This window comes from Pseudomonas sp. YA1, assembly GCF_058680555.1.
This window is the reverse complement of record NZ_JBZWBG010000004.1, coordinates 264,894-288,978: the sequence shown is the minus strand read 5'-3', so window position 1 is coordinate 288,978 and position 24,085 is coordinate 264,894. Positions and strand designations below refer to the sequence as shown.

General features: G+C 68.6%; 25 protein-coding genes and 1 pseudogene. 5 read left to right on the top strand and 21 right to left on the bottom strand.

Annotation, left to right across the window (positions count from 1 at the left end):
• Positions 1 to 35: 35 nt before the first annotated feature.
• The 15 genes and pseudogenes from AC4OR5_RS07730 to AC4OR5_RS07660 all read right to left on the bottom strand — a co-directional run bounded on the left by AC4OR5_RS07730 (position 36) and on the right by AC4OR5_RS07660 (position 13,960).
• On the bottom strand, positions 36 to 344 hold the full coding sequence (locus tag AC4OR5_RS07730; RefSeq protein WP_003093942.1) for a ribbon-helix-helix domain-containing protein: 309 nt from the start codon (positions 342 to 344) through the stop codon (positions 36 to 38).
• A 20-nt stretch (positions 345 to 364) separates the two neighbouring features.
• Positions 365 to 949 carry a DJ-1/PfpI family protein gene (locus AC4OR5_RS07725; RefSeq protein WP_019485779.1) on the bottom strand — a complete coding sequence of 195 codons (585 nt, stop codon included), beginning with the start codon at positions 947 to 949 and terminating at the stop codon, positions 365 to 367.
• 103 nt (positions 950 to 1,052) lie between these two features.
• Positions 1,053 to 1,664, bottom strand: a complete 612-nt coding sequence (locus tag AC4OR5_RS07720; RefSeq protein WP_003101143.1) for a DUF2846 domain-containing protein — start codon at positions 1,662 to 1,664, stop codon at positions 1,053 to 1,055.
• A gap of 93 nt (positions 1,665 to 1,757) precedes the next feature.
• Positions 1,758 to 3,038 carry an acyltransferase family protein gene (locus tag AC4OR5_RS07715; protein ID WP_058161137.1) on the bottom strand — a complete coding sequence of 427 codons (1,281 nt, stop codon included), beginning with the start codon at positions 3,036 to 3,038 and terminating at the stop codon, positions 1,758 to 1,760.
• 99 nt (positions 3,039 to 3,137) lie between these two features.
• Positions 3,138 to 4,217 (bottom strand): phospholipase D-like domain-containing protein, encoded by a 1,080-nt coding sequence (locus tag AC4OR5_RS07710; RefSeq protein ID WP_003141234.1) that lies wholly within the window; start codon positions 4,215 to 4,217, stop codon positions 3,138 to 3,140.
• Between the two features lie 74 nt (positions 4,218 to 4,291).
• The gene (locus AC4OR5_RS07705; protein WP_003093949.1) at positions 4,292 to 4,864 is read right to left on the bottom strand and encodes a YceI family protein; all 573 of its coding nucleotides are present in this window, start codon (positions 4,862 to 4,864) and stop codon (positions 4,292 to 4,294) included.
• A 64-nt stretch (positions 4,865 to 4,928) separates the two neighbouring features.
• Positions 4,929 to 5,699 (bottom strand): IclR family transcriptional regulator, encoded by a 771-nt coding sequence (locus AC4OR5_RS07700; RefSeq protein ID WP_003093951.1) that lies wholly within the window; start codon positions 5,697 to 5,699, stop codon positions 4,929 to 4,931.
• A gap of 99 nt (positions 5,700 to 5,798) precedes the next feature.
• A complete protein-coding gene (locus AC4OR5_RS07695) occupies positions 5,799 to 7,283 on the bottom strand; it encodes an amidase (protein WP_031639927.1) in 1,485 nt (494 codons plus the stop codon).
• The gene (locus AC4OR5_RS07690) at positions 7,284 to 8,603 is read right to left on the bottom strand and encodes a citrate-proton symporter (RefSeq protein ID WP_003101135.1); all 1,320 of its coding nucleotides are present in this window, start codon (positions 8,601 to 8,603) and stop codon (positions 7,284 to 7,286) included.
• Positions 8,604 to 8,640: 37 nt separating this feature from the next.
• Positions 8,641 to 9,863: pseudogene (locus AC4OR5_RS07685) on the bottom strand (M20 aminoacylase family protein).
• A 164-nt stretch (positions 9,864 to 10,027) separates the two neighbouring features.
• Complete coding sequence (locus AC4OR5_RS07680) at positions 10,028 to 10,618, bottom strand: YceI family protein (RefSeq protein ID WP_003093959.1); 591 nt, start codon at positions 10,616 to 10,618, stop codon at positions 10,028 to 10,030.
• Between the two features lie 60 nt (positions 10,619 to 10,678).
• Entirely contained in the window at positions 10,679 to 11,014 is a 336-nt protein-coding gene (locus tag AC4OR5_RS07675; protein ID WP_003093963.1) for a hypothetical protein, read from the bottom strand.
• A complete protein-coding gene (locus tag AC4OR5_RS07670; RefSeq protein ID WP_003163006.1) occupies positions 11,011 to 12,126 on the bottom strand; it encodes a serine hydrolase domain-containing protein in 1,116 nt (371 codons plus the stop codon). Before AC4OR5_RS07670 ends, AC4OR5_RS07675 begins: the two co-directional genes overlap by 4 nt.
• A 67-nt stretch (positions 12,127 to 12,193) precedes the next feature.
• The gene (locus tag AC4OR5_RS07665; protein WP_003110052.1) at positions 12,194 to 12,979 is read right to left on the bottom strand and encodes an oxygen-binding di-iron domain-containing protein; all 786 of its coding nucleotides are present in this window, start codon (positions 12,977 to 12,979) and stop codon (positions 12,194 to 12,196) included.
• Positions 12,980 to 13,063: 84 nt separating this feature from the next.
• Positions 13,064 to 13,960, bottom strand: a complete 897-nt coding sequence (locus AC4OR5_RS07660) for an acyl-CoA dehydrogenase middle domain-containing protein (RefSeq protein WP_019485784.1) — start codon at positions 13,958 to 13,960, stop codon at positions 13,064 to 13,066.
• A 202-nt stretch (positions 13,961 to 14,162) separates the two neighbouring features.
• On the opposite strand from AC4OR5_RS07660, the gene olsB reads away from it, so the two are divergent.
• Both olsB and olsA read left to right on the top strand, forming a co-directional pair.
• Positions 14,163 to 14,918, top strand: coding sequence for an L-ornithine N(alpha)-acyltransferase (gene olsB / locus AC4OR5_RS07655; RefSeq protein WP_003093970.1), 756 nt, complete (start codon positions 14,163 to 14,165; stop codon positions 14,916 to 14,918).
• Complete coding sequence (olsA, locus tag AC4OR5_RS07650; RefSeq protein ID WP_058161135.1) at positions 14,918 to 15,694, top strand: lyso-ornithine lipid O-acyltransferase; 777 nt, start codon at positions 14,918 to 14,920, stop codon at positions 15,692 to 15,694. The genes olsB and olsA overlap by 1 nt, the downstream gene beginning before the upstream one ends.
• Here the strand turns inward: olsA and AC4OR5_RS07645 are convergent.
• A complete protein-coding gene (locus tag AC4OR5_RS07645) occupies positions 15,691 to 16,551 on the bottom strand; it encodes a universal stress protein (protein WP_003093974.1) in 861 nt (286 codons plus the stop codon). The two genes, olsA and AC4OR5_RS07645, sit on opposite strands and share 4 nt — an antisense overlap.
• 149 nt (positions 16,552 to 16,700) lie before the next feature.
• Positions 16,701 to 17,273 (bottom strand): acyl carrier protein phosphodiesterase, encoded by a 573-nt coding sequence (locus AC4OR5_RS07640; protein ID WP_003093976.1) that lies wholly within the window; start codon positions 17,271 to 17,273, stop codon positions 16,701 to 16,703.
• 152 nt (positions 17,274 to 17,425) lie between these two features.
• On the opposite strand from AC4OR5_RS07640, the gene pyeR reads away from it, so the two are divergent.
• Genes pyeR through AC4OR5_RS07625 form a run of 3 tightly spaced genes read left to right on the top strand, consistent with a single transcriptional unit; the run spans position 17,426 to position 20,032 of the window.
• Entirely contained in the window at positions 17,426 to 17,728 is a 303-nt protein-coding gene (gene pyeR / locus AC4OR5_RS07635) for an ArsR family transcriptional repressor PyeR (protein ID WP_003093978.1), read from the top strand.
• Between the two features lie 48 nt (positions 17,729 to 17,776).
• Positions 17,777 to 18,943 (top strand): MFS transporter, encoded by a 1,167-nt coding sequence (locus AC4OR5_RS07630; protein ID WP_014603575.1) that lies wholly within the window; start codon positions 17,777 to 17,779, stop codon positions 18,941 to 18,943.
• 36 nt (positions 18,944 to 18,979) lie between these two features.
• Positions 18,980 to 20,032, top strand: coding sequence for an alkene reductase (locus AC4OR5_RS07625; protein ID WP_003093980.1), 1,053 nt, complete (start codon positions 18,980 to 18,982; stop codon positions 20,030 to 20,032).
• A gap of 60 nt (positions 20,033 to 20,092) precedes the next feature.
• On the opposite strand, the gene AC4OR5_RS07620 is transcribed toward AC4OR5_RS07625, so the two are convergent.
• From AC4OR5_RS07620 to AC4OR5_RS07605, 4 genes are all read right to left on the bottom strand, one after another.
• Positions 20,093 to 20,335, bottom strand: coding sequence for a FeoC-like transcriptional regulator (locus tag AC4OR5_RS07620; protein WP_003093982.1), 243 nt, complete (start codon positions 20,333 to 20,335; stop codon positions 20,093 to 20,095).
• Positions 20,335 to 22,635: a Fe(2+) transporter permease subunit FeoB gene (gene feoB, locus AC4OR5_RS07615; protein WP_058161133.1), complete on the bottom strand. Its 2,301-nt coding sequence runs from the start codon at positions 22,633 to 22,635 to the stop codon at positions 20,335 to 20,337. Before feoB ends, AC4OR5_RS07620 begins: the two co-directional genes overlap by 1 nt.
• Positions 22,636 to 22,652: 17 nt before the next feature.
• A complete protein-coding gene (gene feoA, locus AC4OR5_RS07610) occupies positions 22,653 to 22,880 on the bottom strand; it encodes a ferrous iron transporter A (RefSeq protein WP_003093986.1) in 228 nt (75 codons plus the stop codon).
• A gap of 216 nt (positions 22,881 to 23,096) precedes the next feature.
• Positions 23,097 to 23,933 (bottom strand): ATPase, encoded by an 837-nt coding sequence (locus tag AC4OR5_RS07605; protein ID WP_003093989.1) that lies wholly within the window; start codon positions 23,931 to 23,933, stop codon positions 23,097 to 23,099.
• Positions 23,934 to 24,085 lie beyond the last annotated feature (152 nt).

The window sequence follows — 24,085 nt, the reverse complement described above, 5'->3', positions numbered from 1 at the left end:
CTAAACGCTTCACCCCGGTCGCGTCTTCCCTCGCCTCAGGCCTGGGCGCGCTGGCCGACCAGGCTCAGCTCGGCGACTTTCTCGCGCCGCTGCGCCAGGTAGCGGGTGCAACTGACACGCAGGAAGGAGGCGAAGTTGAGCACCTCGCCGCGATAGTCCATCACTTCCTCGTAGAGCTTGGTGATCAACTGGTTAGTGCTCAGGCCCTCGCCTTCGGCGATTTCCCGGAGGATGTCCCAGAACTGGTTCTCCAGGCGCAGGGTGGTCACCACCCCGCGGATGCGCAAGGAACGCGAGCGCGATTCATAGAGGATCGGGTCGGCTTTCACATAGAGTTCGCACATGCGCGGGGGTCTCCTGGGTCTCAGTGGCTGATACGGGTGCCGAGCACCTCGAGGAAGCGCGCCAGCCACGCCGGATGCGCCGGCCAGGCCGGCGCAGTGACCAGGTGGCCGTCGACGTGGGCCTGGTCCGACGGAATGTCGACGTACTCGCCGCCGGCCAGCCGCACCTCCGGGGCGCAGGCCGGATAGGCGCTGCACGCCCGCCCTTGCAGGACGCCGGCGGCGGCCAGCAGCTGGGCGCCATGGCAGACCGCGGCGATCGGCTTGCGCGCGGCGTCGAAGGCACGCACCAGAGCCAGCACCTGCTCGTTCAGGCGCAGGTATTCGGGGGCGCGGCCGCCGGGGATCAGCAGGGCATCGTAATCCTCGGCGCGGGCCTGGGCAAAGTCGGCATTGAGGGTGAAGTTGTGGCCCGGCTTCTCGCTGTAGGTCTGGTCGCCTTCGAAATCGTGGATGGCGGTGCGCACGCTTTGCCCGGCCCGCTTGTCCGGACACACCGCATGCACCTGGTGGCCCACCATCTGCAGGGCCTGGAACGGGACCATGGTTTCGTAGTCTTCGGCATAGTCGCCGACCAGCATCAGGATCTTCTTCGCAGCCATCACGCGCACTCCTTCGGGCAGGGCCCGGTCATACCGGGGATGCACCTAAGGTAGCCAATCCGCAGGGGGACGCGGGTAATAGACGGTTACTACACGCGTGCCGGGTTCAGATGCCGATCTTGTCCAGGGCCCGCCCGACGCCTTCCCAGAACGAGCGCTGCACGCGTTTCCGGTAGCCGCTGGCGGCGAACTGCATGGGCTCCTGAACCTGGTGGGTAGCGCCGATTTCCGCAGCGCCGAGATCGGCCGCCACCAATTGCAGCGGGCCATCGCCCTCACCCGCCGGGTGCTCGCTCTTCGGTGGCGGGTTGAGTTCGTCGTAGCGCAGGTAGTAGACCGAGCCGGCCCTGGCCTCGAGCATGAAGCTGGCGATGCGGGTGAAATCCATCGGACCGTCGGCGAACAGGGTCCAGAAGCTGCCCGCCAGCGGCCGGCGCATTTCCAGCTTGTAGCTGCCGGTCTCGAACTCGAACGCCAGGTAGCCGTTGCTCGGCAGGCTGCCGATCAATTCGTTGTTGAGGAAGATCCCCGGCGCCTCGAGTTCCTCGTCCGCCCACTGGCTCCGCGGACGGTAGAGGTAGACGGTGGCGTGGCTGGCATCGGCGCTCGGATGGGCGACGAAGGCCGGTCCGTCCACCGCACCGAAGAACGCGCCGGGCGTGCTGCAGCCGACCAGGCTCGCGACGATCGACAGGGCCAGCGACAGGCTGCGCAGCATGCTCCATCCCTCTTCTTATGGTTATCCGCGCAGCATAACCAGCCGGGCCGGGCCTGCCACCCGTCGAAAGTCCGGTTCGCCGGGAGAACGGCCTCAGGCCGGGCGCGGCACCTTGGCCAGCGCCGGCGCCGGCATCAGCCGGCGCACCAGCCACTTGCGCACCGGCACCACGCCGCGCTCCTGGAACAGTACGCAGAACGCCACCAGCAGGACCAGGAACAGCGGGTAGTAGAGCAGCGACGATGGCAGCGCGGCCGCCGCCTCGGTGCAGGCGCGCCAGTCGTCGAGACAACGCCCCGGCACGGCGATAAGGCGCTCGCTACGGGAGAACAGGGTGAACATCGGCACATGCAGGGCGAACAGCGACAGCGAGGCGGCCCCCAGGCGCGGCGACCAGTGGCGGACGAAAGCGCTCTTCGGGTCGGCGGGCAGCGCGCAAAGGCACACCAGCAGCAACTGGGCCGGCAGCAGCAGGCCGTTGTGCAGCAGGAAGTACCAATGCTTGGCGCCCTGGGTGAACAGGTAGTCGGCCACCAGGAAGGCCGCCACCACCAGCGCCACCAGCCCGGCCAGCAGGCCGCGTCCCGGCACCATGCCGCGGTCGCGGTAGCCGCGGAACAACCCGTAGGCCAGGATGCCGCCAAGGAATTCCGGCAGGCGCAGCAACGGATTGCGGTGCAGCAGGCCGGTCCAGGGGATCCCGTAGCTCTCGCTGGCTACCACCAGCACCGGCGGGATCAGGTAGACCAGCCAGACCAGCGCCAGCACCTTCCACTTGTGCCGGCTGCGCATCAGCCGCGGGGCGACGAAGGGAAACGCCAGGTAGAAGAACATCAGCGTCGACAGCGACCACAACGGCGCGTTGAAGGTCAGGTAATAGGGATTCCAGGCCTGCAGCAGGAGGATCTGCAGGATGCTGTTGACGAACAGTTCGGTGTTGCTCATCCAGTGCAGGAAGAGTTCCGGGTGGGTGCGGCCGAGCACTTCGTTGGTGTCGTAGATGACGAAGCGCGGGGTGGCCTTGTCCAGCTCGGGACCGATTCCCAGGTGGCTGAGGGCCAGCAGCACCAGGATCGACAGCAGCAGGGAGAACAGGTGCAGCGGATAGAGATTGGACAGTCGCTTGGTCCAGAAGCTGCGGGCGTTTTCGCGCAACCGGCCGCTGCGCGCGTAGACATGGGCCAGGAGGAAGCCGGAGAGCACGAAGAAGGTGCTGGTGGCAAAGAACCCCAGGCTGGTGAGTTCATCGAGACCGGGAAACTTCTGCTCTTTCGGATAGGTATGCAGGGTGTGGTACACCACCACGTACAGGCCGAGCAGGAAGCGCAACCATTCCAGTCCGATGAAACGTTCCTTGGAGTCGGGCGTTGCCACGCATCTCTCCTTTGTCATTGTAATGGGCGGTCCCGGGTAGACCCGCAAGCTCCCTGGCAAGTTTCACCGGGCCGGCCAGCGACTACGAACGGCCGCTGCCTAGCGCCGGCGGTCGAGGAAATTCACCACCACCCGGTCCAGCCAACCCCACAGGCGCTGGTGCAGGCGCATCCACAGGGGCCGCGCGCGCCACATCGCCAGGGTCACCTCGCGGCTATCGGCGAAGTCCGCCAACAGGCTCGCCGCCGCCTCGTTGGTGAAGTCCGGGTCGAGGGCCTCGAGATTGGCGTCGAGGTTGAAGCGTAGATTCCAATGGTCGAAGTTGCAGGAGCCGACGCTCACCCAATCGTCGACCATGACCATCTTCAGGTGCAGGAAGCGCGGCTGGTATTCGTGGATGCGCACGCCGGCGCGCAGCAGGCGCGGGTAGTAGCGCTGCCCGGCATAGCGCACCGGGGCGTGGTCGGTGAGCCGCCCGGCCAGCAGCAGGCGCACCTCCACGCCGCGCTGGGCGGCCTTGCGCAGGGCCCGGCGAACCTTCCAGGTCGGCAGGAAGTACGGCGTCGCCAGCCAGATCCGCCGGCGCGAGCCGTTTAGCGCGCGGACCAGCGATTGCAGGATGTCGCGGTGCTGGCGGGCATCGGCGTAGGCCACCCGGCCCAACCCGCGGGCCGCCCCCGGCTGCGGCGGAAGACGGGTAAGGGTCATGCTCTCACGGGGCTTCCAGGCTTTCTCTTCGAGACAGGCCAGCCATTGCCGCTCGAACAGCGCGGCCCAGTCCGCCACCACCGGGCCGTCCATCTCGACCATCACCTCGCGCCAGGCACTGACGTCGCTGACCGGTTCCCAGAATTCGTCGGTGATCCCGGCGCCGCCGACATAGCCGAGGCGCCCGTCCACCAGCAGCAGCTTGCGATGGTCGCGGTAGAGATTGCCGCCGGTCAGCTTCCAGCGCAGCGGGTTGTACAGCCGCAGTTCGCCGCCGGCCTCGCGCAGGCGCTGGATCCAGGCGCTGCCCAGGCCGAGGCAGCCGAAGCCGTCGAACAGGCAGCGCACGGCGACGCCCCGACGGCGGGCATCCAGCAGGGCGACGAGAAACAGTTCGGCGCAATGCCCGTCTTCCACCAGGTACAGCTCCAGCTCGATGCTCCGCTGCGCCGCCTCGATGGCCAGCAGCATGCGCGGGAAGAACCGCACGCCGTCATTGAGCAGGGCGAAGCGGTTGTCGCTGCGCCAGGGAAAGACCGGGCCGCTCACCGCGAAGTGAAGATCAGCACGGCGCCGACCGGCACCGAGAGCCCGATGCTGCCGGCGCCGGCCAGCTTGCGCAGGGTCTCGATGCCGGGGGCGAGGTCGAAGTCGGCGGCGTCCAGCACCAGCGGCGACAGGGTCACCACCTGGAAGCGATGCTCGTCCAGGCGGGTCACCAACAGGTCGCTGGCGTAGCTCTTGCGCTTGCCATGCAGACTGACGGTCACCGGCTGGCGCATTTCCAGTTGCACGCCGTCGGCCAGCTCGACGATCGGCGCCAGGTCGAGCTGGGCGGTGATCTCCGCCTCGGCGAAGCGCTTGGTCTCGAACAGATGCTCGCGGATGCGTTCGTCGCGCAGCGGGATGTCGGTGCTCACCGAGTCCAGCTCGACGCGCAGGCGCGCCTGGCCCTTGTCGTCGACCTTGCCGTGCATGACCAGGAAACGGCCGACTTCCGAAAGGGTAGCGTTCTTGGTGGAGATGAAACTGAGTCGCGACGACTCGTAGTCCAGGTACCAGGCGGCCTGGACCGGCAAGGCCAGGAGGGCCAGGCCGAGGCAGATCAACTTGTGCATGCGGGCTCCCTTTGCGTCCGGCGCCACCTTAAACCGGCCGCCTGGGAGCAGGCAAACTCCCGCGTCAGTCGAGCGCGTGCTGCAACTGACTGACGGTATCGGCCAGGGTTCCCAGGTGCCGGCGGCGCACCCGTTCGACGCAATCCTGGTCGCGCGGCCAGTGCAGCGCCACGCTGCCGAGCAGGCGACCCTGGGCGCGTACCGGCAAGGCCACCGCGCGGATCAGGAACGGCAGGCGCACCGGATACTCCCAGTGTCCCTCGGTACGCTCGCCGTAGCCCTGGCCGTGGGCCTGCTCGCGGGTGCGCAACCAGAGGTCCTCGTCCACCTGGTGCTGGCGCGCCAGGCGGCGCACCTCGCTGTCTGCCAGTTCGCCCAGGCAGGCTTTGCCCATGGCCGAATGGAACAGGCTGGCGTGCTGGCCGACCACCAGCCGGTTGGCCGGGTAGCGCTTGCGCAGGACGCCGGGCACCGAGCTTTCCGCCACCAGCAGGCGGTCGCCGTCGAGAATCGACAAATCGGCGACCAGCCCGGTGCGCTCGCTCAACTCCACCAGCAGCGGCGCGGAACGCTCCACCACCTGGCAGCGGAAGCGCTCGGCGGCGTCACCGTAGAGGCGGGTGGAACGCAGCCGGTAGCGCCGGTCGGTCAAGCCGCGGTACAGCCAGCCCTGCTCCAGCAGGGTATGCAGCAGCCGCGACACCGTGGCCTTGGGCAGCTCGGTCAGGTAATGCAGTTCCTCGAGCCCCAGCGCCTGGTGCTGGCCCAGCAGATCGAGGATCGCCAGCGCCCGCTCCACCGAACGCACGGTTCCCGCCTCTTCTCTTTCCGGCATGACGACACCTCCACCGTCGACAGACCGTTATGGCAAAGCAAGATGCAGGCCCAGGTCATGTAGGAAGAATCTGCGAATACGCCAGCGTTGCTCCGCGGCCTAGTCGATGCCCCCTGGAGCCTCGAGCATCGCCGGCGGACGGCGGCTGACCCAACGGGTCAGGCCCTCGTGGGCATGGGCCAGTTGCAGCACCGCCAGGTCGGCCTGCGCCGGGCCGATGATCTGCAATCCCATCGGCAGGCCCGCCGCGCCGAAGCCGATCGGTACGCTGATCGCCGGCAAACCGGCCAGGGTCGGGCCGATCACCACCTCCATCCAGCGGTGATAGGTGTCCATCGGTCGCCCGGCGACCTGCCGCGGCCACGCCGTTTCTGCATCGAAAGGAAACACCTGGGCGCTGGGCAGCAAGAGGAAATCGTAACGTTCGAACAGACGCGCCAGCGCCCGATACCAGTCGCTGCGATCCAGCGAGGCGCGATAGACCTCGGCGGCGCCGAGGCCGAGCCCGGACTCCACTTCCCACTGCGCCTCCGGCTTGAGCCGGACGCGCCGTGCGGGATCGGCGTAAAGCTCGCCAAGCGAGCCCTGCACCAGCCACTGGCGATGGACCAGCCAGGTGCGCCACAGGCGCTCCAGGGGATAGTCCGGCAGGCACGCCTCGACGTCGCAGCCCAGCTCGGCGAAATCGCCCAGCGCGGCTTCGCAAAGCTCCAGCACGCCCTCCTCCATCGGCAGGTAGCCGGCGTAGTCGCCGAGCCAGCCGAGCCGGGCTCCGCGGAAATCGCGCCTGAGGTCGTCGGCGAACCTGCGCGGATCGTCGCGCAACGACAGCGGACAGCGCGGATCGTAGCCGGCCTGGGTGGCCAGCAGCCGGGCCAGGTCGGCCACGCTGCGCCCCATCGGGCCTTCGGTGGCCAGTTGCTGGACGAACAGTTCCGCTTGCGGGCCGTGCGGCACCCGTCCCTGGGACGGGCGGAAGCCGTAGACGTTGTTGTAGGCGGCGGGGTTGCGCAGCGAACCCATCATGTCGCTGCCGTCGGCCACCGGCAGCATGCGCAGCGCCAGCGCCACCGCCGCCCCACCGCTGCTGCCGCCGGCGATCCGCGCCGGATCGTAGGCATTGCGGGTGGTGCCGAACAGCGGGTTGTAGGTCTGCGAGCCGAGCCCGAACTCCGGTACGTTGGTCTTGCCGATGACGATCGCACCGCTGCTCTTCACCCGCTCGACGACGATGGCGTCGTGCTCCGGCACCTGCCCGGCGAACAGCGGCGAACCCAGGGTGGTAGGAATGCCGGAGGTGGCGGCGAGGTCCTTGATCGCCTGCGGCATGCCGTGCATCCAGCCCAGCCATTCGCCGCGCGCCAGTTGCCGGTCGCGCTCGTCGGCCTGGGCGAGCAGACGGCTTTCCGCCTGCAGCGAGACGATGGCGTTGACCCGCGGGTTGAACCGTTCGATCTGCGCCAGGTAGGCCTGCATGACCTCGCGGCAGGACAGTTCGCGTCGGCGGATCGCCGCGGACAGCGGCAGCGCGTCAAGCGCGACGATTTCCTCGTGGCCGTCGCTTCGATGGCGGGTGGCGCTCATTCACAGACTCCTTGCCGGCTTGCCCAGGGCCGGTTCACGGGGGCGCGGGGCGGGCGTCGCGCCCTCCCGCAGATAGAGGGTGGCGAGCAGCCCGAGGAAGGCCGCGCCGAGCACGTAGAACGCCGGCGCCACTGGCGAGCCGCCGACCTCGGTGAGCCAGGTGACGATGAACGGAGCGAAACCGCCGAACAGCATCACCGCCAGGTTATACGCCACCGCCAGGCCGGTGGAACGCACCCGCACCGGAAACTGCTCGGCCACCGCGGTCGGCGCCGGGCCGAAGAAGCCGCCGATCGCCGTGCACAGCAACAGTTGCATCAGCAGCAGGCGCCCCAGGCTCGGCGCCGCGGCGACCCAAGCGAACAGCGGATAGACCATGAGCATGAAGGCCAGGGTCGCGACCAACAGCACCGGGCGCCGCCCGACCCGGTCGGAGAGTCCGCCGGCCAACGGGATCACCAGGGTCATCAGCGCCACCGCCGCCATCTGCACCATGAACACCTCGTCCAGCGGCAGGCCCAACTGCTTGTGGGCGAAGGTCGGCATGTTCACCAGCACCACGTAGAAGGACACCGTGCCGATCACCGTCAGGCCCATGCTCACCAGCACGCTGCGCCGGTATTCGCGCAGCACGCCGAGCAGCCCCTGGCGCTCGCCGGGCTCCCGGATGGCTTCGAGGAAGGCCTCGGTCTCGCCCATGTAGCGGCGGATCCACAATCCCACCGGACCGATCAGCAGACCGAACAGGAACGGCACCCGCCAGCCCCAGCTCTCCAGGGACTCGGCGTCCAGGCAATGGGTGACCAGCGCGCCCATCCCCGCACCGGCGAAGACCGCCAGGCACTGGCCGAACAATTGCCAGGAACCGTAGAGACCGCGCCGGTGCGGCGGCGCGCTTTCCACCAGGAAAGCCGTGGCGCTGGCGTACTCGCCGCCGGTGGCGAAACCCTGCAGCATTCGCGCGATCACGATCAGCAACGGCGCGCCGACGCCGATCGCCGCGTAGGTCGGGGCGAAGGCGATCATCGCGATGGACAGCGTCATCAGCAGGATGATCAGTTGCATCGCCGCCTTGCGTCCCCTGCGGTCGGCATACAGGCCGAGCAGGACCCCACCGACCGGACGCATGAAGAAACCGACGCCGAAGGTGGCCAGGGCCATCAGCAGCGAGGTGTACTCGTCGCCGGAGGGGAAGAACAGCCTGGCGATCAGGCTGGAAAGGAAGCCGTAGACGATGAAGTCGTACCACTCCAGGGCGTTGCCGATCACGGCAGCCGCCACCTGGCGGGTACGCGAGGTACCGCTCGGGCAAGCGTGCATGGGAATCTCCTGGTAACCGGGGGAATGCCGGCGCGGCTCAGGCCGCGCCGTTAATGGCGGCAGTCAGTCGCAAGGCCGGACGCCCCGGGGGGCGGCCAGCCAGGTCTCGGCGAGCGCGCCCCAATAGGCCGCGCCCCGGACCAGGATGTCGTCGTTGAAGTCATAGGCCGGGTTGTGCACCATCGGCCGTCCTCTGCCGTTGCCGATGAACAGGTAGCTGCCGGGGCAGCGCTGTAGCATCCAGGCGAAGTCCTCGCTGCCCATCAGCTTCGGCGTGGCGCCGTCGACCTGCTCCGCGCCGGCCAGCTCGACCCCGACCTGGCGGGCGAACTCGGTTTCCTCGACGCTGTTGACCAGCACCGGATAGGCCGGATAGTGCTCGATGCTGGCCTGGCACCCATAGCTGGCGGCCTGCAACTCGATGATCTGGCGAACCCGCTGCAACACCTGCTCGCGCACCTGGCCGTCGAGCGCCCGCAGGCTCAGGCGCAGCACGGCGCGCTGGGGTATGACGTTGGCCGCCTCGCCGGCCTGCAATGCGCCGACCGTGACCACCGCGGCCTTCTGCGGATCGACGTTGCGCGCCACCACGCTCTGCAGGGCCATCACCGCGCTCGACGCGGCGAGCAGCGGATCGATGCTCAGGTGCGGCATCGAACCGTGGCCACCGACGCCCTCCAGGGTGACGCTCAGCAGGTCCTGGGAAGCCATCATCGGTCCCGCGCGGAAGCCCAGGTGCCCAGCCTCCAGTCCCGGCATGTTGTGCATGCCGAACAGCGCATCGCAGGGAAAGCGCTCCAGCAGCCCGTCGGCGAGCATCGCCTCGGCGCCGCCCTGGCCCTCCTCCGCGGGCTGGAAGATCAGCACCAGGGTGCCGTCGAAACGCCGCGTCGCCGCCAGGTAGCGTGCCGCGCCGAGCAGCATCGCGGTGTGTCCGTCGTGGCCGCAGGCGTGCATGCGCCCGCCGTGGCAGCTGCTGTAGCCGAGCCCCGTGGCCTCGACGATCGGCAGCGCATCCATGTCCGCCCGCAGGCCGAGCCGCCGCGTGCCGTCGCCCTGGCGGAGGACGCCGACCACGCCGGTGCGGCCGATCCCTTCGTGCACTTCGTAGCCCCAGCCGCGCAGGCATTCGGCGACCAGCGCGGCGGTGCGTCGCTCCTCGAAGCCCAGTTCGGGATGGGCGTGGATGTCCTGGCGCAGGCTACGCAGGTCGTCGGCGACCTCCTCGAGCCAGGCCACGATGTGTCGATGTCGAGCCATGCCGTCTCTCCTCTGGCCGGATTGCGCTCCGGTCTTGTTGGCGGGAGGCCCGGACGCAAGGCCGGCCGGGCGTGGTCACAGCTAAGCGCGGCGCGCGGCGAAGGACAACGGAAGGCGGTTCCACTGGGTGGAACCCAAGGCCCGCGCCGCCCTCCGCCGGCGCGTCAGAACTGTTCCGGCGGCACTTCGCGGAAGTTCAGCACGGCGAACACCGGAACCTCGGGAGTGATCGAGGGAATATTGGCCATGTCCTTCAAGGGCTTGAGCTTCTCTTCCAGGTCGAAGTCGAGCAGCTTCAGCAGCACCGGCTCCAGGGTCGCCACCTGGACCAGCCCTTCGCCCTGGCGGGTGACCAGCACGTCGGCCTTCAGGCGGCGCTGCTGGCCGTGCAGGTCGAGGGTGAAGTCGAGCTTCTCGACCCGCGACTGGCCGACCCGCAGGTCGTCGAAGCCGGCCATGTCCAGGCGGCTCTCCACGGTGGCCTCGGGGAAGCGCGAGGTTTCGAAGAAGTTGTCCTTCATTCGCTCGTCGCGCAGGGCCAGGCCGCTGTCCAGGGTGCCCAGCGGCACCACGATGCGCGCGACGCCCTGCTTGTCGATCTGGCCGCTGAGACGGTCGAAGCGCTGCACCTCGGCCATCTTCGCGCGTTTCACGGAAACGAAGCTGATCCGCGAGTAATCCGGCTCCAGTTGCCATTCCGCCGCCGACAGCAGCGGGCTGAGGAGCAACAACAGGACACACAATACAACAGGCATTCCACCTCCGGCTTCGGGCCGGCGCCGTCCCTCGCCCCGCGCCCCGACATGCGCCGCCGGTCAGTCCGGCAGCCTGTCCGCCTCGGGCATGAGCCGGCATCCCTCGCGCGGGCCCAGCCAGGCGGCCGTCTGCGTACTGCCGAGGCCGCGGGCGGTCACCCGGCGGCGGGCTTCGTCGTCGAAGAAGCCGCTGATCGGCACGTACTGTTGGGTATAGGCCCGGCAATAGTCCGCGGAGTTCCCCATCACGTAGCGGCAGGAGCAGTACTCCTTGGCCGTGTAGGCGCCGATGATGGCGGGAAAGGCCGCCAGGTGGATGCGGTTCTGCCAGGCCCACGCGAGGGCGGCGAGCAGCCCCAGGACGAACAGGAAGAGCAAGGGATGGCGACGGATCATGGCCGCGCCTCCCCGGCGAACGCCGCCTGTGCCAGGCGCAGGAATTCGTTGTGGCGGAAACGCCCGTCGCGGTCGTCGGCGTAGCGCACGATCACCAGCTTCTCCTCGGGCAGCACGTAGAGCGCCTGGCCCCAGTGGCCGAGCGCGGCGAAGGCGGTCTCGGCGACGTCCGGCCAGGGCGCCGGCGCGCCTTTCACCGCACGGTTCAACCACCACTGGCCGCCCGGTACCGCCTCGCCCTCCTCTTCCGCACTCGGCCGGTAGCGGGCGAAGGGCGTCAGGTTGAACTCGACCCATGCCAGCGGCAGCAGTTGCCGCTCGCGCCAGCGCCCGTGGCGCTGCATCAGCAGGCCGACGCGCGCCAGGTCGCGGGCGCTCATGTAGACGTACGACGAGCCGACGAACGTGCCGGCGGCGTCTCGCTCCCATACCGCCGAACGGATGCCCAGCGGCTCGAACAGCGCGCGCCAGGGGTACTCGGCATAGTCCGCGCCGAGCATGCCGTGGAGGGCCGCCGCCAGCACGTTGCTGTCGCCGCTGGAGTAGCGGAAACGCCGGCCCGGCGGCCGGGCCTGCGGGGTCTCGGCGACGAAGCCGGCCATGTCGTCACGCCCACGGGTGTAGAGCATCGCCACCACGGAGGATTTCAATGGCGCGAACTCGTAGTCCTCCTGCCAGTCCAGCCCGGAAGACCAGTTCAGCAGGTGGCGCAACGTCACCTCGGGATGACGGGCGAACGGCGGGTAGTAGCGCGCCACCGGGTCGTCGAGCTGGAAGCGCCCTTCGCCCTCGGCGACGCCGAGCAGCGTGGCGAGCAGGCTCTTGCTCACCGACCAGGTAAGGTGCGGGGTCTCGGCACGGCTCGGGCCGGCGTAGCGCTCATAGAGCAGGCGACCGTCGCGGATCACCACTACCGCGTCGGTGCGGATGCCTTTGCGACGAACATCGTCGCGACGGCCGAAGGCATAACGCTCGAATGCCTCCAGCGCCGGCCCCGCGGGCTGTTGGGCGCGGGGCCAGTCGGTGTCGGGCCAGTCTTCGGCCAGGGCAGGGAGGGCGAATACCAGGGCCAGCGCGGCGAGGGCGCGGCGGGACAACGGCAAAGCGGGCATCGGCGGGCCCTCTCGACGGTCGAGGGGCAACCCTAGCATGGCCTCGATGACGCCAGGAAGCGCGGACTCAGCCGGGCATGCGGTAGTCGTCCGGACCGAGCAGGTCGATGCCGCACTCGAGGTTCTCGATCCAGTAGAGGAAGGCGCTGATCATTTCCTTGCCGACGAAGGGCCGCCCGTGTTGCGGCACGATCATCTCCACATCCATGTCCCGGACCATCCGCGCCCACAGGCGGCAGATCTTGTTCGCCGCCATGTAGCGGCGATGGAAACCGTCCATGTACTGGATATGCGCGGCGAAATCACCGACCGGCGCCGCGTCGTCCACCAGCGAGGCGCCCATGTCGCCCGAGAAAAGGATCTTGCTCACCGGGTCGTAGAGCTGGAAGTTGCCCACCGAATGCAGGAAATGCGCGGGGATCGCCTTCAGCGAGCAGTCGCCGAGAGCGATCGCCTGGCCGCGGTCGGGCAATGGCATGACCCGGTCGTAGGTGTTGATGCCATGGCTGACCGCCAGGTAGTTGGCCGTCAGGTGCGGCAGGAAGCGCGCCCACAGCTTGGAGCAGATCACCCGGGCGCGGGTGTGCAGCAGCCACTTGTCGAGGGCGGCGATGATGTCCGGGTCCTGGTGCGAAGCGAAGATGTAGTCCAGCTCCTGCAGCGGAAAGCGTTTCGACAATTCCAGCGAGAGCGGCGTGTAGGTCAGGTCGCCGCCGGGATCGAGCAGCAGGTACTGGCCGTTGTCGACGATCAGGAACTGGTTGGACTGGACCCCTTCGCCGCTGACGAGGTCATCGAAACACAGGCACTGGTGGCTGCCGTTGTCGAACAGCACGATCGGTTCGCGTCGCATGGTCGGTGAAATCTACTCTGTGCAGGCGCCGAGGAGCATTCCTCGCCGGATGCTGCGCAGGGTAAGCGCCTGCGGCGCGGCGCCTCACTGACCTGGGTCAAGCCCGAGGCGGGTCAAGGCCTTCTCCAGGCGAACTTTGCGGGCCCCGTTGGCAATCGCCAGCAAGCCGCGATCGCGTTGCCACAATGCCTCCCAGGTCGAGGCGTTGGCGGCGAAGGCGGCATCCAGTTGCCCCTCCAGCGCCGCGAACTGTTCGAACAGCCCGGCCAGTACCGCCTGGGTGCCGACGCAGGCGACCGGGTGCCGCGCGACCTCGGCGCAGCCGCCGAGGATGCCGGCCAGGCGCAGCAGCAACGGCGAGGGCCAGCCGCATTCATGGCCGACCCCATAGAGCCAGCCGACCAGCGCCGCCAGCACATGGACATCCTCCAGCAGGCGGAACGGCCTGACGTAGTCATCCCAACCATCGCCGGGCAGACGCTCGCAATGGGCGCCGTCGAGCAACAGGCGGGAATGCGGCACGTCCGGCATCAGCGGCAGCGCCGGCAACGCCTCCAGGCGCGCTCCCGGGGCGCCGGCCAGGACCACCGTCATCGACAGTCGCGGCGGCTGCCCCGGCGCCTCGTCGCGGGCGGCCACCAGCCACCAGGAGGCGCTGTCGCCAGCGGTGACGAAATCCTTTTGTCCATGCAGGACCAGCCCCTCCAGGCGGGTCTGCAGGTCCGCCGGGCGCACGCTGCGCTTCTCGGTCACGCACAGCGCGCCAAGACCTTCCGGCGCCGCCGGCCAGAGCGCGCGCAGGGCCGCCTGGTAGCCGGCGAGGAAGGCCAGACCCGGACTCGCCGCCAATCGTCCGCCGAGCACCGCCCGCTCCAGGGTGCCAAGACCGTCGGCGCGCGCCAGGGCGGCGGCGTGCCAGTCTTCCAGGGAGCCTTCGGTGGGCAGGCGGTCGAGCGGGCCGAGCAAGCGTTGCCAGGACATGGCGGACTCCAGTGTGGAATGTGTCGGAACCGGCATCCTGCCGAGGGTGCCAGCGTTGAACAACGGCGCGTTACATCCGGCGACAATGTCATACAAGCATCACGCCGCTGTCACAGGGGTGACACCGCGCCTTCCTAGCCTGAGCTTGCACAACAAAGCCGAGCGGCCGCAACCCGCGGCGCCGGCCCAAGGAGGCCCAGGCATGACCCAGACCGCCATTACCCGCGAACCCGTCGCCGGACGCCGCCTGAAGGCCGAGCGCCTGAACGGCGCCCGCGCCCTGCGCGAGGCCCAGGCCCTGCGCTACCGCGTATTCAGCGCCGAGTTCGACGCCAAGCTCGAAGGCGCCGAAGACGGCCTCGACCGCGACGACTACGACCGTCACTGCGCGCACATCGGCGTCCGCGACCTCGACAGCGGCGCCCTGGTGGCCACCACCCGGCTGCTCGACCATCGCGCCGCCGAACGCCTCGGGCGCTTCTACAGCGAAGAGGAGTTCCACCTCTCCGGCCTCGACGCCCTGCACGGCCCGGTCCTGGAGATCGGCCGCACCTGCGTCGCTCCCGAATACCGCAACGGCGCCACCATCGCGGTACTCTGGGGCGAACTCGCCGAGGTCCTCAACGAGGGCGGCTACCGCTACCTGATGGGCTGCGCCAGCATTCCCATGCGCGACGGCGGTATGCAGGCCAAGGCGGTGATGCAGCGGCTGCGCGAACGCTACCTGTGCACCGACTACCTGCAGGCCGAGCCGAAGAACCCGCTGCCGCCGCTGGACGTCCCGGAAAACCTCACCGCCGAGCTGCCGCCGCTGCTCAAGGCCTACATGCGCCTGGGCGCGAAGATCTGCGGCGAGCCCTGCTGGGACCCGGATTTCCAGGTCGCCGACGTGTTCATCCTGCTCAAGCGCGACGAACTCTGCCCGCGCTACGCCCGCCACTTCAAGGCAGCGGTCTGATGGCGCGGCTGCGCCTGCTGCTGCGCAGCGCCCGCCTGCTCGGGCTGGTCGCGCTCGGACTGGGCCTGGCCGCTTGGGTCAGCCTGCGCGAGCGGCTGCCCGGCGCCGACGTCACGCCGCTGCGCCAGCGCCTGACCCGCTGGTGGCTGGCGCGCCTCTGCGCGGCCCTGCCCTTCGAGGTCAGGGTCAGCGGCGAAGCGCCCCGGCAACCCATGCTGTGGGTAGCCAACCATGTGTCCTGGACCGATATCCCGCTGCTCGGCGCCCTGGCGCCGCTGACCTTCCTGTCCAAGGCCGAGGTGCGTGCCTGGCCGCTGGCCGGCTGGCTGGCGGAAAAGGCCGGCACCCTGTTCATCCGCCGCGGCTCGGGCGACAGCCGGCTGATCAACCAGCAATTGGCCAAACAACTGCACCGTGGGCGCAACCTGCTGATCTTCCCGGAAGGCACCACCACCAACGGCGAAAGCCTGCGCACCTTCCACGGTCGCCTGATGGCCAGCGCCCTGGAAGCCGGCGTGGCGGTGCAGCCGGTGGCGATCAGCTACCGCCGCGACGGCGTACCCGATGCGCTGGCGCCGTTCATCGGCGACGACGACCTGCTCAGCCACCTCGGCCGCCTGCTGCGCGGCGAGCGCGGCAGCGTGCATATCCAGCTGCTGGAACCGATCCCCAGCCAGGGCCTGGACCGCGCCGAACTGGCCCGCCAGGCCCAGCAGGCGGTGCGCCTGGCGCTGTTCGGCACTGCCGCCCCTACGGAAACCCGACGCGCCGCCTAATCGCGCTTGGGCGGCACCGCCAGCACGTCGCACGGCAGGTCGCCGAGGGCCGCCTCGGCCACGCTGCCGATCAGCGCGCGGCGGAAGCCGGTCAGGCCCTGGGTGCCGAGCACCGTCAACTGCGGCGCCTGGCGGCGTACCTCGGTCATGATCACGTTGATCGGCAAGCCTTCGCCGACGCGCAACTGGATATCCTCGCGGCCCAGCCCCAGGCCGGCGACGTAGTCGCGCAGCTCGACGTTGGCCTTGAGTTCCTCCTGGTCGACGTAATGCTCGACGCGGTCTTCCTTGATCCCCGAATAACGCATCATGCCCTTGGCGAACGGCTCGAAGGCATGCAGCGCGGTAAGGCTGGCGGCGTCGAGGAAGCCGAGCTGGCCGGCCATCTGCACCGCGCGCGTCGAGGTCGGCGAGAAGTCCAGCGCCAGCAGCACCCGGCGGTACTCCTCTTCCGGCGCACCGGCCGCGCGCAGCACCGGGATCTTCGCATTGCGTACCACCCGCTCCAGGGTGGTGCCGATGAACAGGTCGCGCAGCGGCGTGTGCCGGTGCGCGCCCATCACCAGCAGGTCGGCGCCGATCTCCTCGGCCACCGCGTTGATCACCACCACCGGATCGCCGACCCGCACGATCGCCTTGGACTCGACGCCGAGGCGCTCCTTCAGGGCCTGTCCGTTCACTTCCAGCAGGTTGGCGATAGCCAGCCGTTGCGGCGCGATCAGCACCGGCGGCTGGTCGTCGTCGAGCACGTTCAGCACGGTCAGTTCGGCATTCCTCGCCTTGGCCAGCGCCGCGGCGCGCATGACCGCCAGCTCGGAACGCGAGGACAGGTCGGTCGCCACCAGGATTCGTTTCATCTTCCACCTCCATTGGCAGAGCGTTGAACGTCGGCCCCATTGAACGATCGACGCGACCGCTGCCGGTTGATGTGCATCAAGCGGATGCTTCGGACTGAAACAATTGATAGGTGATTCCGCCGGCCGGGCCAATGGCCGCTGCGCCAGGCTCAGCGCTGGCTCAGGGCGAAAGCCTGGAGTTGCGGGTAGAAGGCGCGGAAATCCGCGCTCAGGTCATCGTAGCGCTGGGCCAGTTCTTCCCAGGAACCGTCCAGCAGGTGCGGTCGCGACAGCCTCCGCGACATGCCGCCCAGCACTTCGCGCAAGACCGCGAACTCGCGGTAGCTGCCCAGCCAGTCCTGGGCCGCCATCCGCGGCGCGATGCGCGCCAGGCGCTCCGGCAGCGGCGAGGCGGTGCGCAGGGTGCCGTAGACCCGCTCGACGAACTGCGGCAGCGGTTCGTCGGCGTAGTCGTTCCAGTCGCGCGCCAGGCAGTGGTCGAAGAACACGTCAAGCAGGACGCCGGCGAAACGCCGGCGCTCCAGCGGGAAGCGCCGCTTGGCCGCATGCACCAGTGGATGGCTGTCGGTGAAGGCGTCGATGCGCCGGTGCAACTGGATGGCCCGCTCGATCTCGTCCGGCCATTGTCCCTGCAGGCGGCCCTTGACGAAGTCGCCGTACAGGCTGCCGAGCAGTTGGGCCGGTTGCGGGCCGCCGAGGTGGAGATGCGCGAGGTAGTTCATGCGGGCTAGCTTACCCCAGGGACGGAACGGTCGTTTCGATCATCGTCATCAGCCCTGTCGATAGCGACTATCGTCGCAATCGATCCCCATATCGTCCCACACCGATATATAGTTCGTCCCAACCCGATATGGACGGCCAACGGACCACCGCCATGCCACTGGACATCGACGAAATCATCAAGGCTCTCTCCCACCCGGTGCGACGCGACATGCTGCGCTGGCTGAAGGAACCGGAGAAGTACTTCGTCGAGCAGGACCACCCGTTCGAGATCGGCGTCTGCGCCGGCAAGTTCGACCAGCGTACCGGTCTCTCCCAGTCCACCGTGTCGGTACACCTGGCCACCCTGCAACGCGCCGGTCTGGTGACCAGCCGCCGGGTCGGCCAGTGGAACTTCTTCAAGCGCAACGAGGAGACCATCCAGGCCTTCCTCGACCAACTCGGCGACGAGCTGTAAGCAGCACTCGCTTCCACCCCACTACCTCGCAGTCCAGGAGCTCGACCGATGCCGGCGTCTCTTCTCGTCCTCGCTTTATCCGCCTTTGCCATCGGTACCACCGAATTCGTCATCATGGGCCTGCTGCCGCAGGTCGCCGGCGACCTGCGGGTATCCATTCCCAGCGCCGGCTGGCTGATCAGCGGCTACGCCTTCGCCGTGGCCTTCGGCGCCCCGCTGATGGCCATGGCCACCGCCCGCCTGGAGCGCAAGAAAGCCCTGCTCGCGCTGATGGGCATCTTCATCGTCGGCAACCTGCTCTGCGCGGTGGCCGCCAACTACGGCCTGCTGATGCTGGCGCGGATCGTCACCGCGCTCTGCCATGGCGCCTTCTTCGGCATCGGCTCGGTGGTCGCCGCCAGCCTGGTGGCGCCGAACCGCCGCGCTTCCGCCGTGGCCCTGATGTTCACCGGCCTGACCCTGGCCAACGTGCTCGGCGTGCCGCTGGGCACCGCGCTCGGCCAGGAAGCCGGCTGGCGCGCGACCTTCTGGGTGGTGACCCTGATCGGCATCGCCGCCTTCGTCGGCCTGGCCAGGGTGCTGCCAAACGACCGCGAGGAAGAGAAGGTCGACCTGCGCCAGGAAATGTCCGCGCTGAAGAACCCGTCGCTGTGGCTGGCCCTGGGCACCACCGTGCTGTTCGCCGCCTCGATGTTCGCCCTGTTCACCTACGTCGCGCCGCTGCTCGGCGAAGTCACCGGGGTCAGCCCGCGCGGCGTGACCTGGACCCTGCTGCTGATCGGCGTCGGCCTGACCGTCGGCAACGTGATCGGCGGCCGCCTCGCCGACTGGCGCCTGGGCACCACCATGGCCGCGGTGTTCGCCGCCATGGCGCTGGTCTCGGCGCTGTTCAGCTGGACCAGCCAGGCCCTGCTGCCGGCGGAAATCACCCTGTTCTTCTGGGCCGCCGCCGCCTTCGCCGCGGTGCCCGCGCTGCAGGTCAACGTGGTCCGCGTCGGGCATGCCGCGCCGAACCTGGTGGCGACCCTGAACATCGGCGCCTTCAACGTCGGCAACGCGCTCGGCGCCTGGGTCGGCGGCAGCGTCATCGACCACGGCCTGGGCCTGACCCGCGTGCCGCTGGCCGCCGCCGCGCTGGCCGCGCTGGCGCTGCTGGCCACCCTGATCGCCTTTTCCGGAAACGGCCGCGCCCAGGCGCAGCCGGTCCTCGATTGATCCCCTGTCCGTCTATTCCCTAGTGGAGGATGTTCCATGGCTACTCTGTTCGATCCCATCGTGCTCGGCGACCTCGAGCTGCCCAACCGCATCGTCATGGCGCCGCTGACCCGCTGCCGCGCCGATGAAGGCCGCGTGCCCAACGCCCTGATGGCCGAGTACTACGCCCAGCGCGCCGATGCCGGCCTGATCCTCAGCGAGGCCACCGCGGTCACGCCGATGGGAGTGGGCTATCCCGACACCCCCGGCATCTGGTCCGATGACCAGGTCCGTGGCTGGAGCAACGTGACCAAGGCGGTGCACGCCGCCGGCGGGCGCATCTTCCTGCAACTCTGGCACGTCGGGCGGATTTCCGACCCGCTCTACCTGAACGGCGAGCTGCCGGTGGCGCCGAGCGCCATCGCCGCCGAGGGGCACGTCAGCCTGGTGCGCCCGAAGCGTCCCTACGTCACCCCGCGCGCGCTGGACACCGAGGAGATCGCCGACATCGTCGAGGCCTACCGCCAGGGCGCCGAGCGGGCCAAGGCCGCCGGCTTCGACGGCGTGGAGATCCACGGCGCCAACGGCTACCTGCTCGACCAGTTCCTCCAGGACAGCACCAACAAGCGCACCGACCGCTACGGCGGCTCCATCGAGAACCGCGCGCGCCTGCTGCTGGAAGTCACCGACGCGGCGATCTCCGTATGGGGCGCCCAGCGCGTCGGCGTACACCTGGCGCCGCGGGCCGACTCCCACGACATGGGCGATTCCAACCGCCTGGAAACCTTCAGCCATGTCGCCCGCGAGCTGGGCAAGCGCGGCATTGCCTTCATCTGCGCCCGCGAAGCGCAGGCCGACGACAGCATCGGCGTAGCCCTGAAGAAAGCCTTCGGCGGACCCTACATCGCCAACGAGAAGTTCACCCTCGACAGCGCCAACGCCATCCTGGCCAAGGGCGACGCCGATGCGGTGGCCTTCGGCGTCCCCTTCATCGCCAACCCGGACCTGGTCGAACGCCTGCGCCAGGGCGCCGAACTGAACCCGCCGCGCCCGGAGACCTTCTATACCGGCGGTACCGAAGGCTACCTGGACTATCCGACCCTGGCCTGATCGCGCCAGCCAGGAAAGAGCCCGCCACGCTTGCCGTGGCGGGCTCTGTGCTTTTCCCGTCTAGCGCAGGCGGAAATACGGCTCCGGTTCCGCGCACGGATCGCGCTGGGCGCAGCCCTTGCAACCGCCGCCGCAACCGCCCGAGCTTTGCGCAGCCACCCGCTCGACCTTGCCGAGCGCGATCAGCCGCTCCAGGATCGCCTCCACCAGCGCCGGCGGCGCGTCCACCTGGCGGCTGAGCTGTTTCAGCCCACGCGCCTGGCCGTCTTCCAGGGCGGCGCGGATCTGCATGAGTGTCGCCATCAGTGACATCCTCCCTGCCCGCTCGGGGCATCGGCCATTCGGCCTGGCAGTTGCAGTACCTGCTCGCGACCGAACAGACGCAGGCAGGTCATCAGGATCAGGTTGAAGACCAGCACCACGGCGATGGTCAGGACGCTACGCTCGGGGTGCGCAGCGAAGGTGGCGACCTGGTAGCAGAGGGTCGCCAGCGAGTAGGCGACGTTCAGCCCCCAGAGCACCGAGAAAGCCATCCAGCCCTTGCTGCTTTCCCGGGCGATCGCGCCCATGGCGGTCACGCAGGGCACGTAGAGCAGGACGAAGACCAGGTAGCTGTAGGCCGCGATGGGGCTGCCGAACTTGCTCGCCATGGTGCCCATCGAGCCGGTCTCCATGTCGCCGTCGGCCATGCTCGCCTCCACCGGGTTGGCCAGCACGCTGAGGCTGAAGGTATCGACCAGGCCGTCCCAGGTCTCGACCAGGGCGTCGCGCAGTTGCCCGGGCAGGTCGTAGCCTTCGTAGTCGAAGGCCTCGCCCTGGATCTGCTCGGCGGTGTAAAGGGTGTTCAGGGTGCCGACCACCACTTCCTTGGCCATCGCCCCGGTGACCAGGCCGACGGTGGCCTGCCAGTTGTCCGGCTGCACCCCGAGCGGCGCCAGCAGCGGAGTGAGACGCTGGCTGACGCTGGCCAGGGCGGAATGGCCGATGTCGCCCTGCACCGGCTTGCCGTCGAGGGTGATGCTGTTCAGGCCGCCGATCACCAGGCTGACCAGGATGATCACCTTGCCGGCCCGCACCACGAAGCCGCGCAGGCGCGACCAGGTCTGCAGCAGCAGGCTCTTAAGGTGTGGCACATGGTACAGCGGCAGTTCCATGACGAACGGCGAGGCCTCGCCGCGCATCAAGGTGTGCTTGAGCAGCAGCCCGGTGAGGATCGCCACGACGATGCCGAGCAGGTACAGGGAGAAGATCACCAGCGCGCCGCCCTGGCCGAAGAAGGCCCCGGCGAACACGGCGAAGATCGCCAGGCGCGCGCCGCAGGACATGAACGGCGCCATCATGATGGTGATCAGCCGCTCGCGCTGCGCGTCCAGGGTCCGCGCGCCCATGATCGACGGTACGTTGCAGCCGAAACCGACGATCAGCGGCACGAACGACTTGCCCGGCAGGCCCAGCGCCTGCATCAGGCGGTCCATGACGAAGGCCGCGCGGGCCATGTAGCCGGAATCCTCGAGCAGCGAGAGGAACAGGTACATCAAGCCGATCTGCGGCACCAGCGGCAACACCGTGTTGACCCCGCCACCGATGCCCTGGGCGAGGAACGCCGTGAGCCAATCGGGCAGGCCGAAGCGAATGCCCAGCCACTGGATGCCGTCGATGAAGATCGCCGACGAGCCCTTGTCGAAGATCGGTTGCAGCGCCCCGCCGATGTTGATGGCGAAGAAGAACATCAGGTACATCACCAGCAGGAAGATCGGCAGGCCCAGCCAGCGATTCAGGACGATCCGGTCGAGCCATTGGGTCAGCCGGTGCGGCTGCGCCTGCTGGTGGTCGCAGACCGCCGCGCAGATCTCGCCGATCAGCCGGTAGCGCGCATCGACGATCGCCAGCTCGGGCTCCTCGCCGCAGCCCTGGCGCGCCTGTTCCAGGGTGGCGGGCGGCAAGCCCAGCGCCGGGCCGTTGAAGATGTCGCCTTCCAGCGCCTGCAACGCCAGCCAGCGCGGCTCGATGGCCGAGGCCGCCGGAGCGCGCGTTTCCAGGAGGTAGCCGACCTGCGCCTGGATGGCCGGCGGGTAATCCACCGCCAGCGCCGCCTGCGGGACCTGCAACTCGTCGATGGCCGCCTTCAGTTCGTCGATGCCATCGGCGCGGGTGGATACCAGCGGCACCACCGGGCAACCGAGACGCCGCGCCAGACCGTCGATATCGATGCGGATGCGCTGGCTACGGGCGATGTCGAGCATGTTCAGCGCGACGATGCAGGGGATGCCCATCTCCCGCAACTGCACCGTGAGGTACAGGTTGCGCTCCAGGTTCGCCGCATCCACCACGTTGACCAGCACGTCGACTTCGCCGCTGGCGATGTAGCGGCAGGCGATCTGCTCGTCCAGCGAGGCCTGGGCGGAAACGCTGGTCAGCGAGTAGGTGCCAGGCAGGTCGACCAGGCGTACCGCGTGGCGGGCGGTGTGGAACGCACCCTCCTTGCGCTCCACGGTGACGCCGGCCCAGTTGCCGACCCGCTGGCGCGAGCCGGTGAGCTGGTTGAACAGGGTGGTCTTGCCGGAGTTGGGATTGCCGATCAGGCCGAGGGTCAATGCGGTCATGGGGATTCCGGGCGGGGTCAGTCGAGCGGGACGAGGGTCAGCAGGGCAAGGTCCTTGCGCCGCAGCGCCAGGCTGGTCTGGCGGGTCTCGACCTGGACCGGGTCGCCCAGCGGGGCGATGCGCACCACGCGCAGCGCCGCGCCGGGCAGAAGCCCCATGGAGAACAGGCGTTGGCGATAGCCGTTGCTGATGGCGGGGGAATAACCGGTGATGCGGTAGGAACGGGACGGTTGCAATGCGCTCATGGCGGATTCCAGGCAGAGGAAGGGACCAATGGCCTCCCTGGCCGGTGATCGAGAATCTAAACGACTCTCACTTAAGGCTCGCTTAAGGACGCAGTATCGGAGCGGAGGAGCAGCGGATTCGCTGATCCAGAGCAATGGAAGCGGGGATTTTCGCCGGGCGCGGCGAACTGTCGCCGCCAGCGCCCGGTGCGACGGGGCGGCTGGCGGCGCAAGGGGTCAGCGGGTATTGAGCTGCTGCTGCAGGTTCTGCACCTGGGCCTGGAGGGTGTTGATGTTGCGCATCACCTGGGTGCGGAAGGCGTCGAACTCGGCGGTATTACCGCCCTGGGCCGGGCGATTGTCGAGCTGGCTGCGCAACACCAGCAGGTCGTCCTGGATACCTTTGATCGTCTGGCTCGGGTTGCCCTGCTTCTTCAGCGCCGCGACATCGCCGCCGAGGGCCTTGAGTTGCTCGTTGGTCTTGCCCAGTTCGACCTGCAGGGCTTTCAGCTTCTCCTGTTCGGCGGCCAGTGTCTGCAGCTTGCCGTCCAGTTGCGCGACCAGTTGCGCCGCGCTTTCCTGCTGGGCCTTGAGATCGCTGGCCAGTTGGTCGAGGCGTTTGCCCTGGCCGCCGAACTGGTTGCTCACATCGGCCTGCTGGCGTTCCTGGCTGCCGAGTTTCTCCTGCAGTTGCTTGACCTGCAGGCGCAGCGCCTCGCGTTCGCTGGTGACGCTGGACTCGCTGGCGACCACCTTGCCGCGAATGTCGTCAAGGCGCCCGGCGGCTTCCTCGCTGATCCTTACGAAGCTTTCCTGGGTCGCCACCAACTGCTGTTCCATCAGGCTGATTTGCTGGTGGCTCCACCAACCCACCCCGGCGAGGGCGATCAGCATCGCCCCGAGCAGGGCCCAGAGCGGGCCGGTAGAGGCCGGACGGCGCTCCTTGGTGTCGACGACCCGGCGCTGCTCCGGTTCGTAGACGTGCCGCGGGTGGTGGCCGAATTCATCACGGTCGGCAGCATCGGTGGTCAGGCTGGGCACATCGTCGAGTTCGTCGAAAGCATCGTTACGCATGGTGAAAACCTGTGAAGGGGAACGGCATCCTGCCGGAGGCCTGGAGAAAGGGCCGAATGGCGCATTATATCGGTTCGGCCCCGCCCCTTCAGCGTCTGCTCGAAGCAAATTGCCGGACCGGGGCGCTCCACCGCGAAGCCGTGCGCCCCAAG

Coding starts and splice junctions, on each gene's coding strand:
- AC4OR5_RS07730 (WP_003093942.1), bottom strand. CDS start 344: ATGTGCGAACTCTATGTGAAAGCCGACCCGATCCTCTATGAATCGCGC.
- AC4OR5_RS07720 (WP_003101143.1), bottom strand. CDS start 1,664: ATGCTGCGCAGCCTGTCGCTGGCCCTGTCGATCGTCGCGAGCCTGGTC.
- AC4OR5_RS07710 (WP_003141234.1), bottom strand. CDS start 4,217: ATGCTGCTGGCCATCGAGGCGGCGCAGCGGAGCATCGAGCTGGAGCTG.
- AC4OR5_RS07705 (WP_003093949.1), bottom strand. CDS start 4,864: ATGCACAAGTTGATCTGCCTCGGCCTGGCCCTCCTGGCCTTGCCGGTC.
- AC4OR5_RS07700 (WP_003093951.1), bottom strand. CDS start 5,699: ATGCCGGAAAGAGAAGAGGCGGGAACCGTGCGTTCGGTGGAGCGGGCG.
- AC4OR5_RS07695 (WP_031639927.1), bottom strand. CDS start 7,283: ATGAGCGCCACCCGCCATCGAAGCGACGGCCACGAGGAAATCGTCGCG.
- AC4OR5_RS07690 (WP_003101135.1), bottom strand. CDS start 8,603: ATGCACGCTTGCCCGAGCGGTACCTCGCGTACCCGCCAGGTGGCGGCT.
- AC4OR5_RS07680 (WP_003093959.1), bottom strand. CDS start 10,618: ATGCCTGTTGTATTGTGTGTCCTGTTGTTGCTCCTCAGCCCGCTGCTG.
- AC4OR5_RS07675 (WP_003093963.1), bottom strand. CDS start 11,014: ATGATCCGTCGCCATCCCTTGCTCTTCCTGTTCGTCCTGGGGCTGCTC.
- AC4OR5_RS07670 (WP_003163006.1), bottom strand. CDS start 12,126: ATGCCCGCTTTGCCGTTGTCCCGCCGCGCCCTCGCCGCGCTGGCCCTG.
- AC4OR5_RS07665 (WP_003110052.1), bottom strand. CDS start 12,979: ATGCGACGCGAACCGATCGTGCTGTTCGACAACGGCAGCCACCAGTGC.
- AC4OR5_RS07660 (WP_019485784.1), bottom strand. CDS start 13,960: ATGTCCTGGCAACGCTTGCTCGGCCCGCTCGACCGCCTGCCCACCGAA.
- olsB (WP_003093970.1), top strand. CDS start 14,163: ATGACCCAGACCGCCATTACCCGCGAACCCGTCGCCGGACGCCGCCTG.
- olsA (WP_058161135.1), top strand. CDS start 14,918: ATGGCGCGGCTGCGCCTGCTGCTGCGCAGCGCCCGCCTGCTCGGGCTG.
- AC4OR5_RS07645 (WP_003093974.1), bottom strand. CDS start 16,551: ATGAAACGAATCCTGGTGGCGACCGACCTGTCCTCGCGTTCCGAGCTG.
- AC4OR5_RS07640 (WP_003093976.1), bottom strand. CDS start 17,273: ATGAACTACCTCGCGCATCTCCACCTCGGCGGCCCGCAACCGGCCCAA.
- pyeR (WP_003093978.1), top strand. CDS start 17,426: ATGCCACTGGACATCGACGAAATCATCAAGGCTCTCTCCCACCCGGTG.
- AC4OR5_RS07630 (WP_014603575.1), top strand. CDS start 17,777: ATGCCGGCGTCTCTTCTCGTCCTCGCTTTATCCGCCTTTGCCATCGGT.
- AC4OR5_RS07625 (WP_003093980.1), top strand. CDS start 18,980: ATGGCTACTCTGTTCGATCCCATCGTGCTCGGCGACCTCGAGCTGCCC.
- AC4OR5_RS07620 (WP_003093982.1), bottom strand. CDS start 20,335: ATGGCGACACTCATGCAGATCCGCGCCGCCCTGGAAGACGGCCAGGCG.
- feoB (WP_058161133.1), bottom strand. CDS start 22,635: ATGACCGCATTGACCCTCGGCCTGATCGGCAATCCCAACTCCGGCAAG.
- feoA (WP_003093986.1), bottom strand. CDS start 22,880: ATGAGCGCATTGCAACCGTCCCGTTCCTACCGCATCACCGGTTATTCC.
- AC4OR5_RS07605 (WP_003093989.1), bottom strand. CDS start 23,933: ATGCGTAACGATGCTTTCGACGAACTCGACGATGTGCCCAGCCTGACC.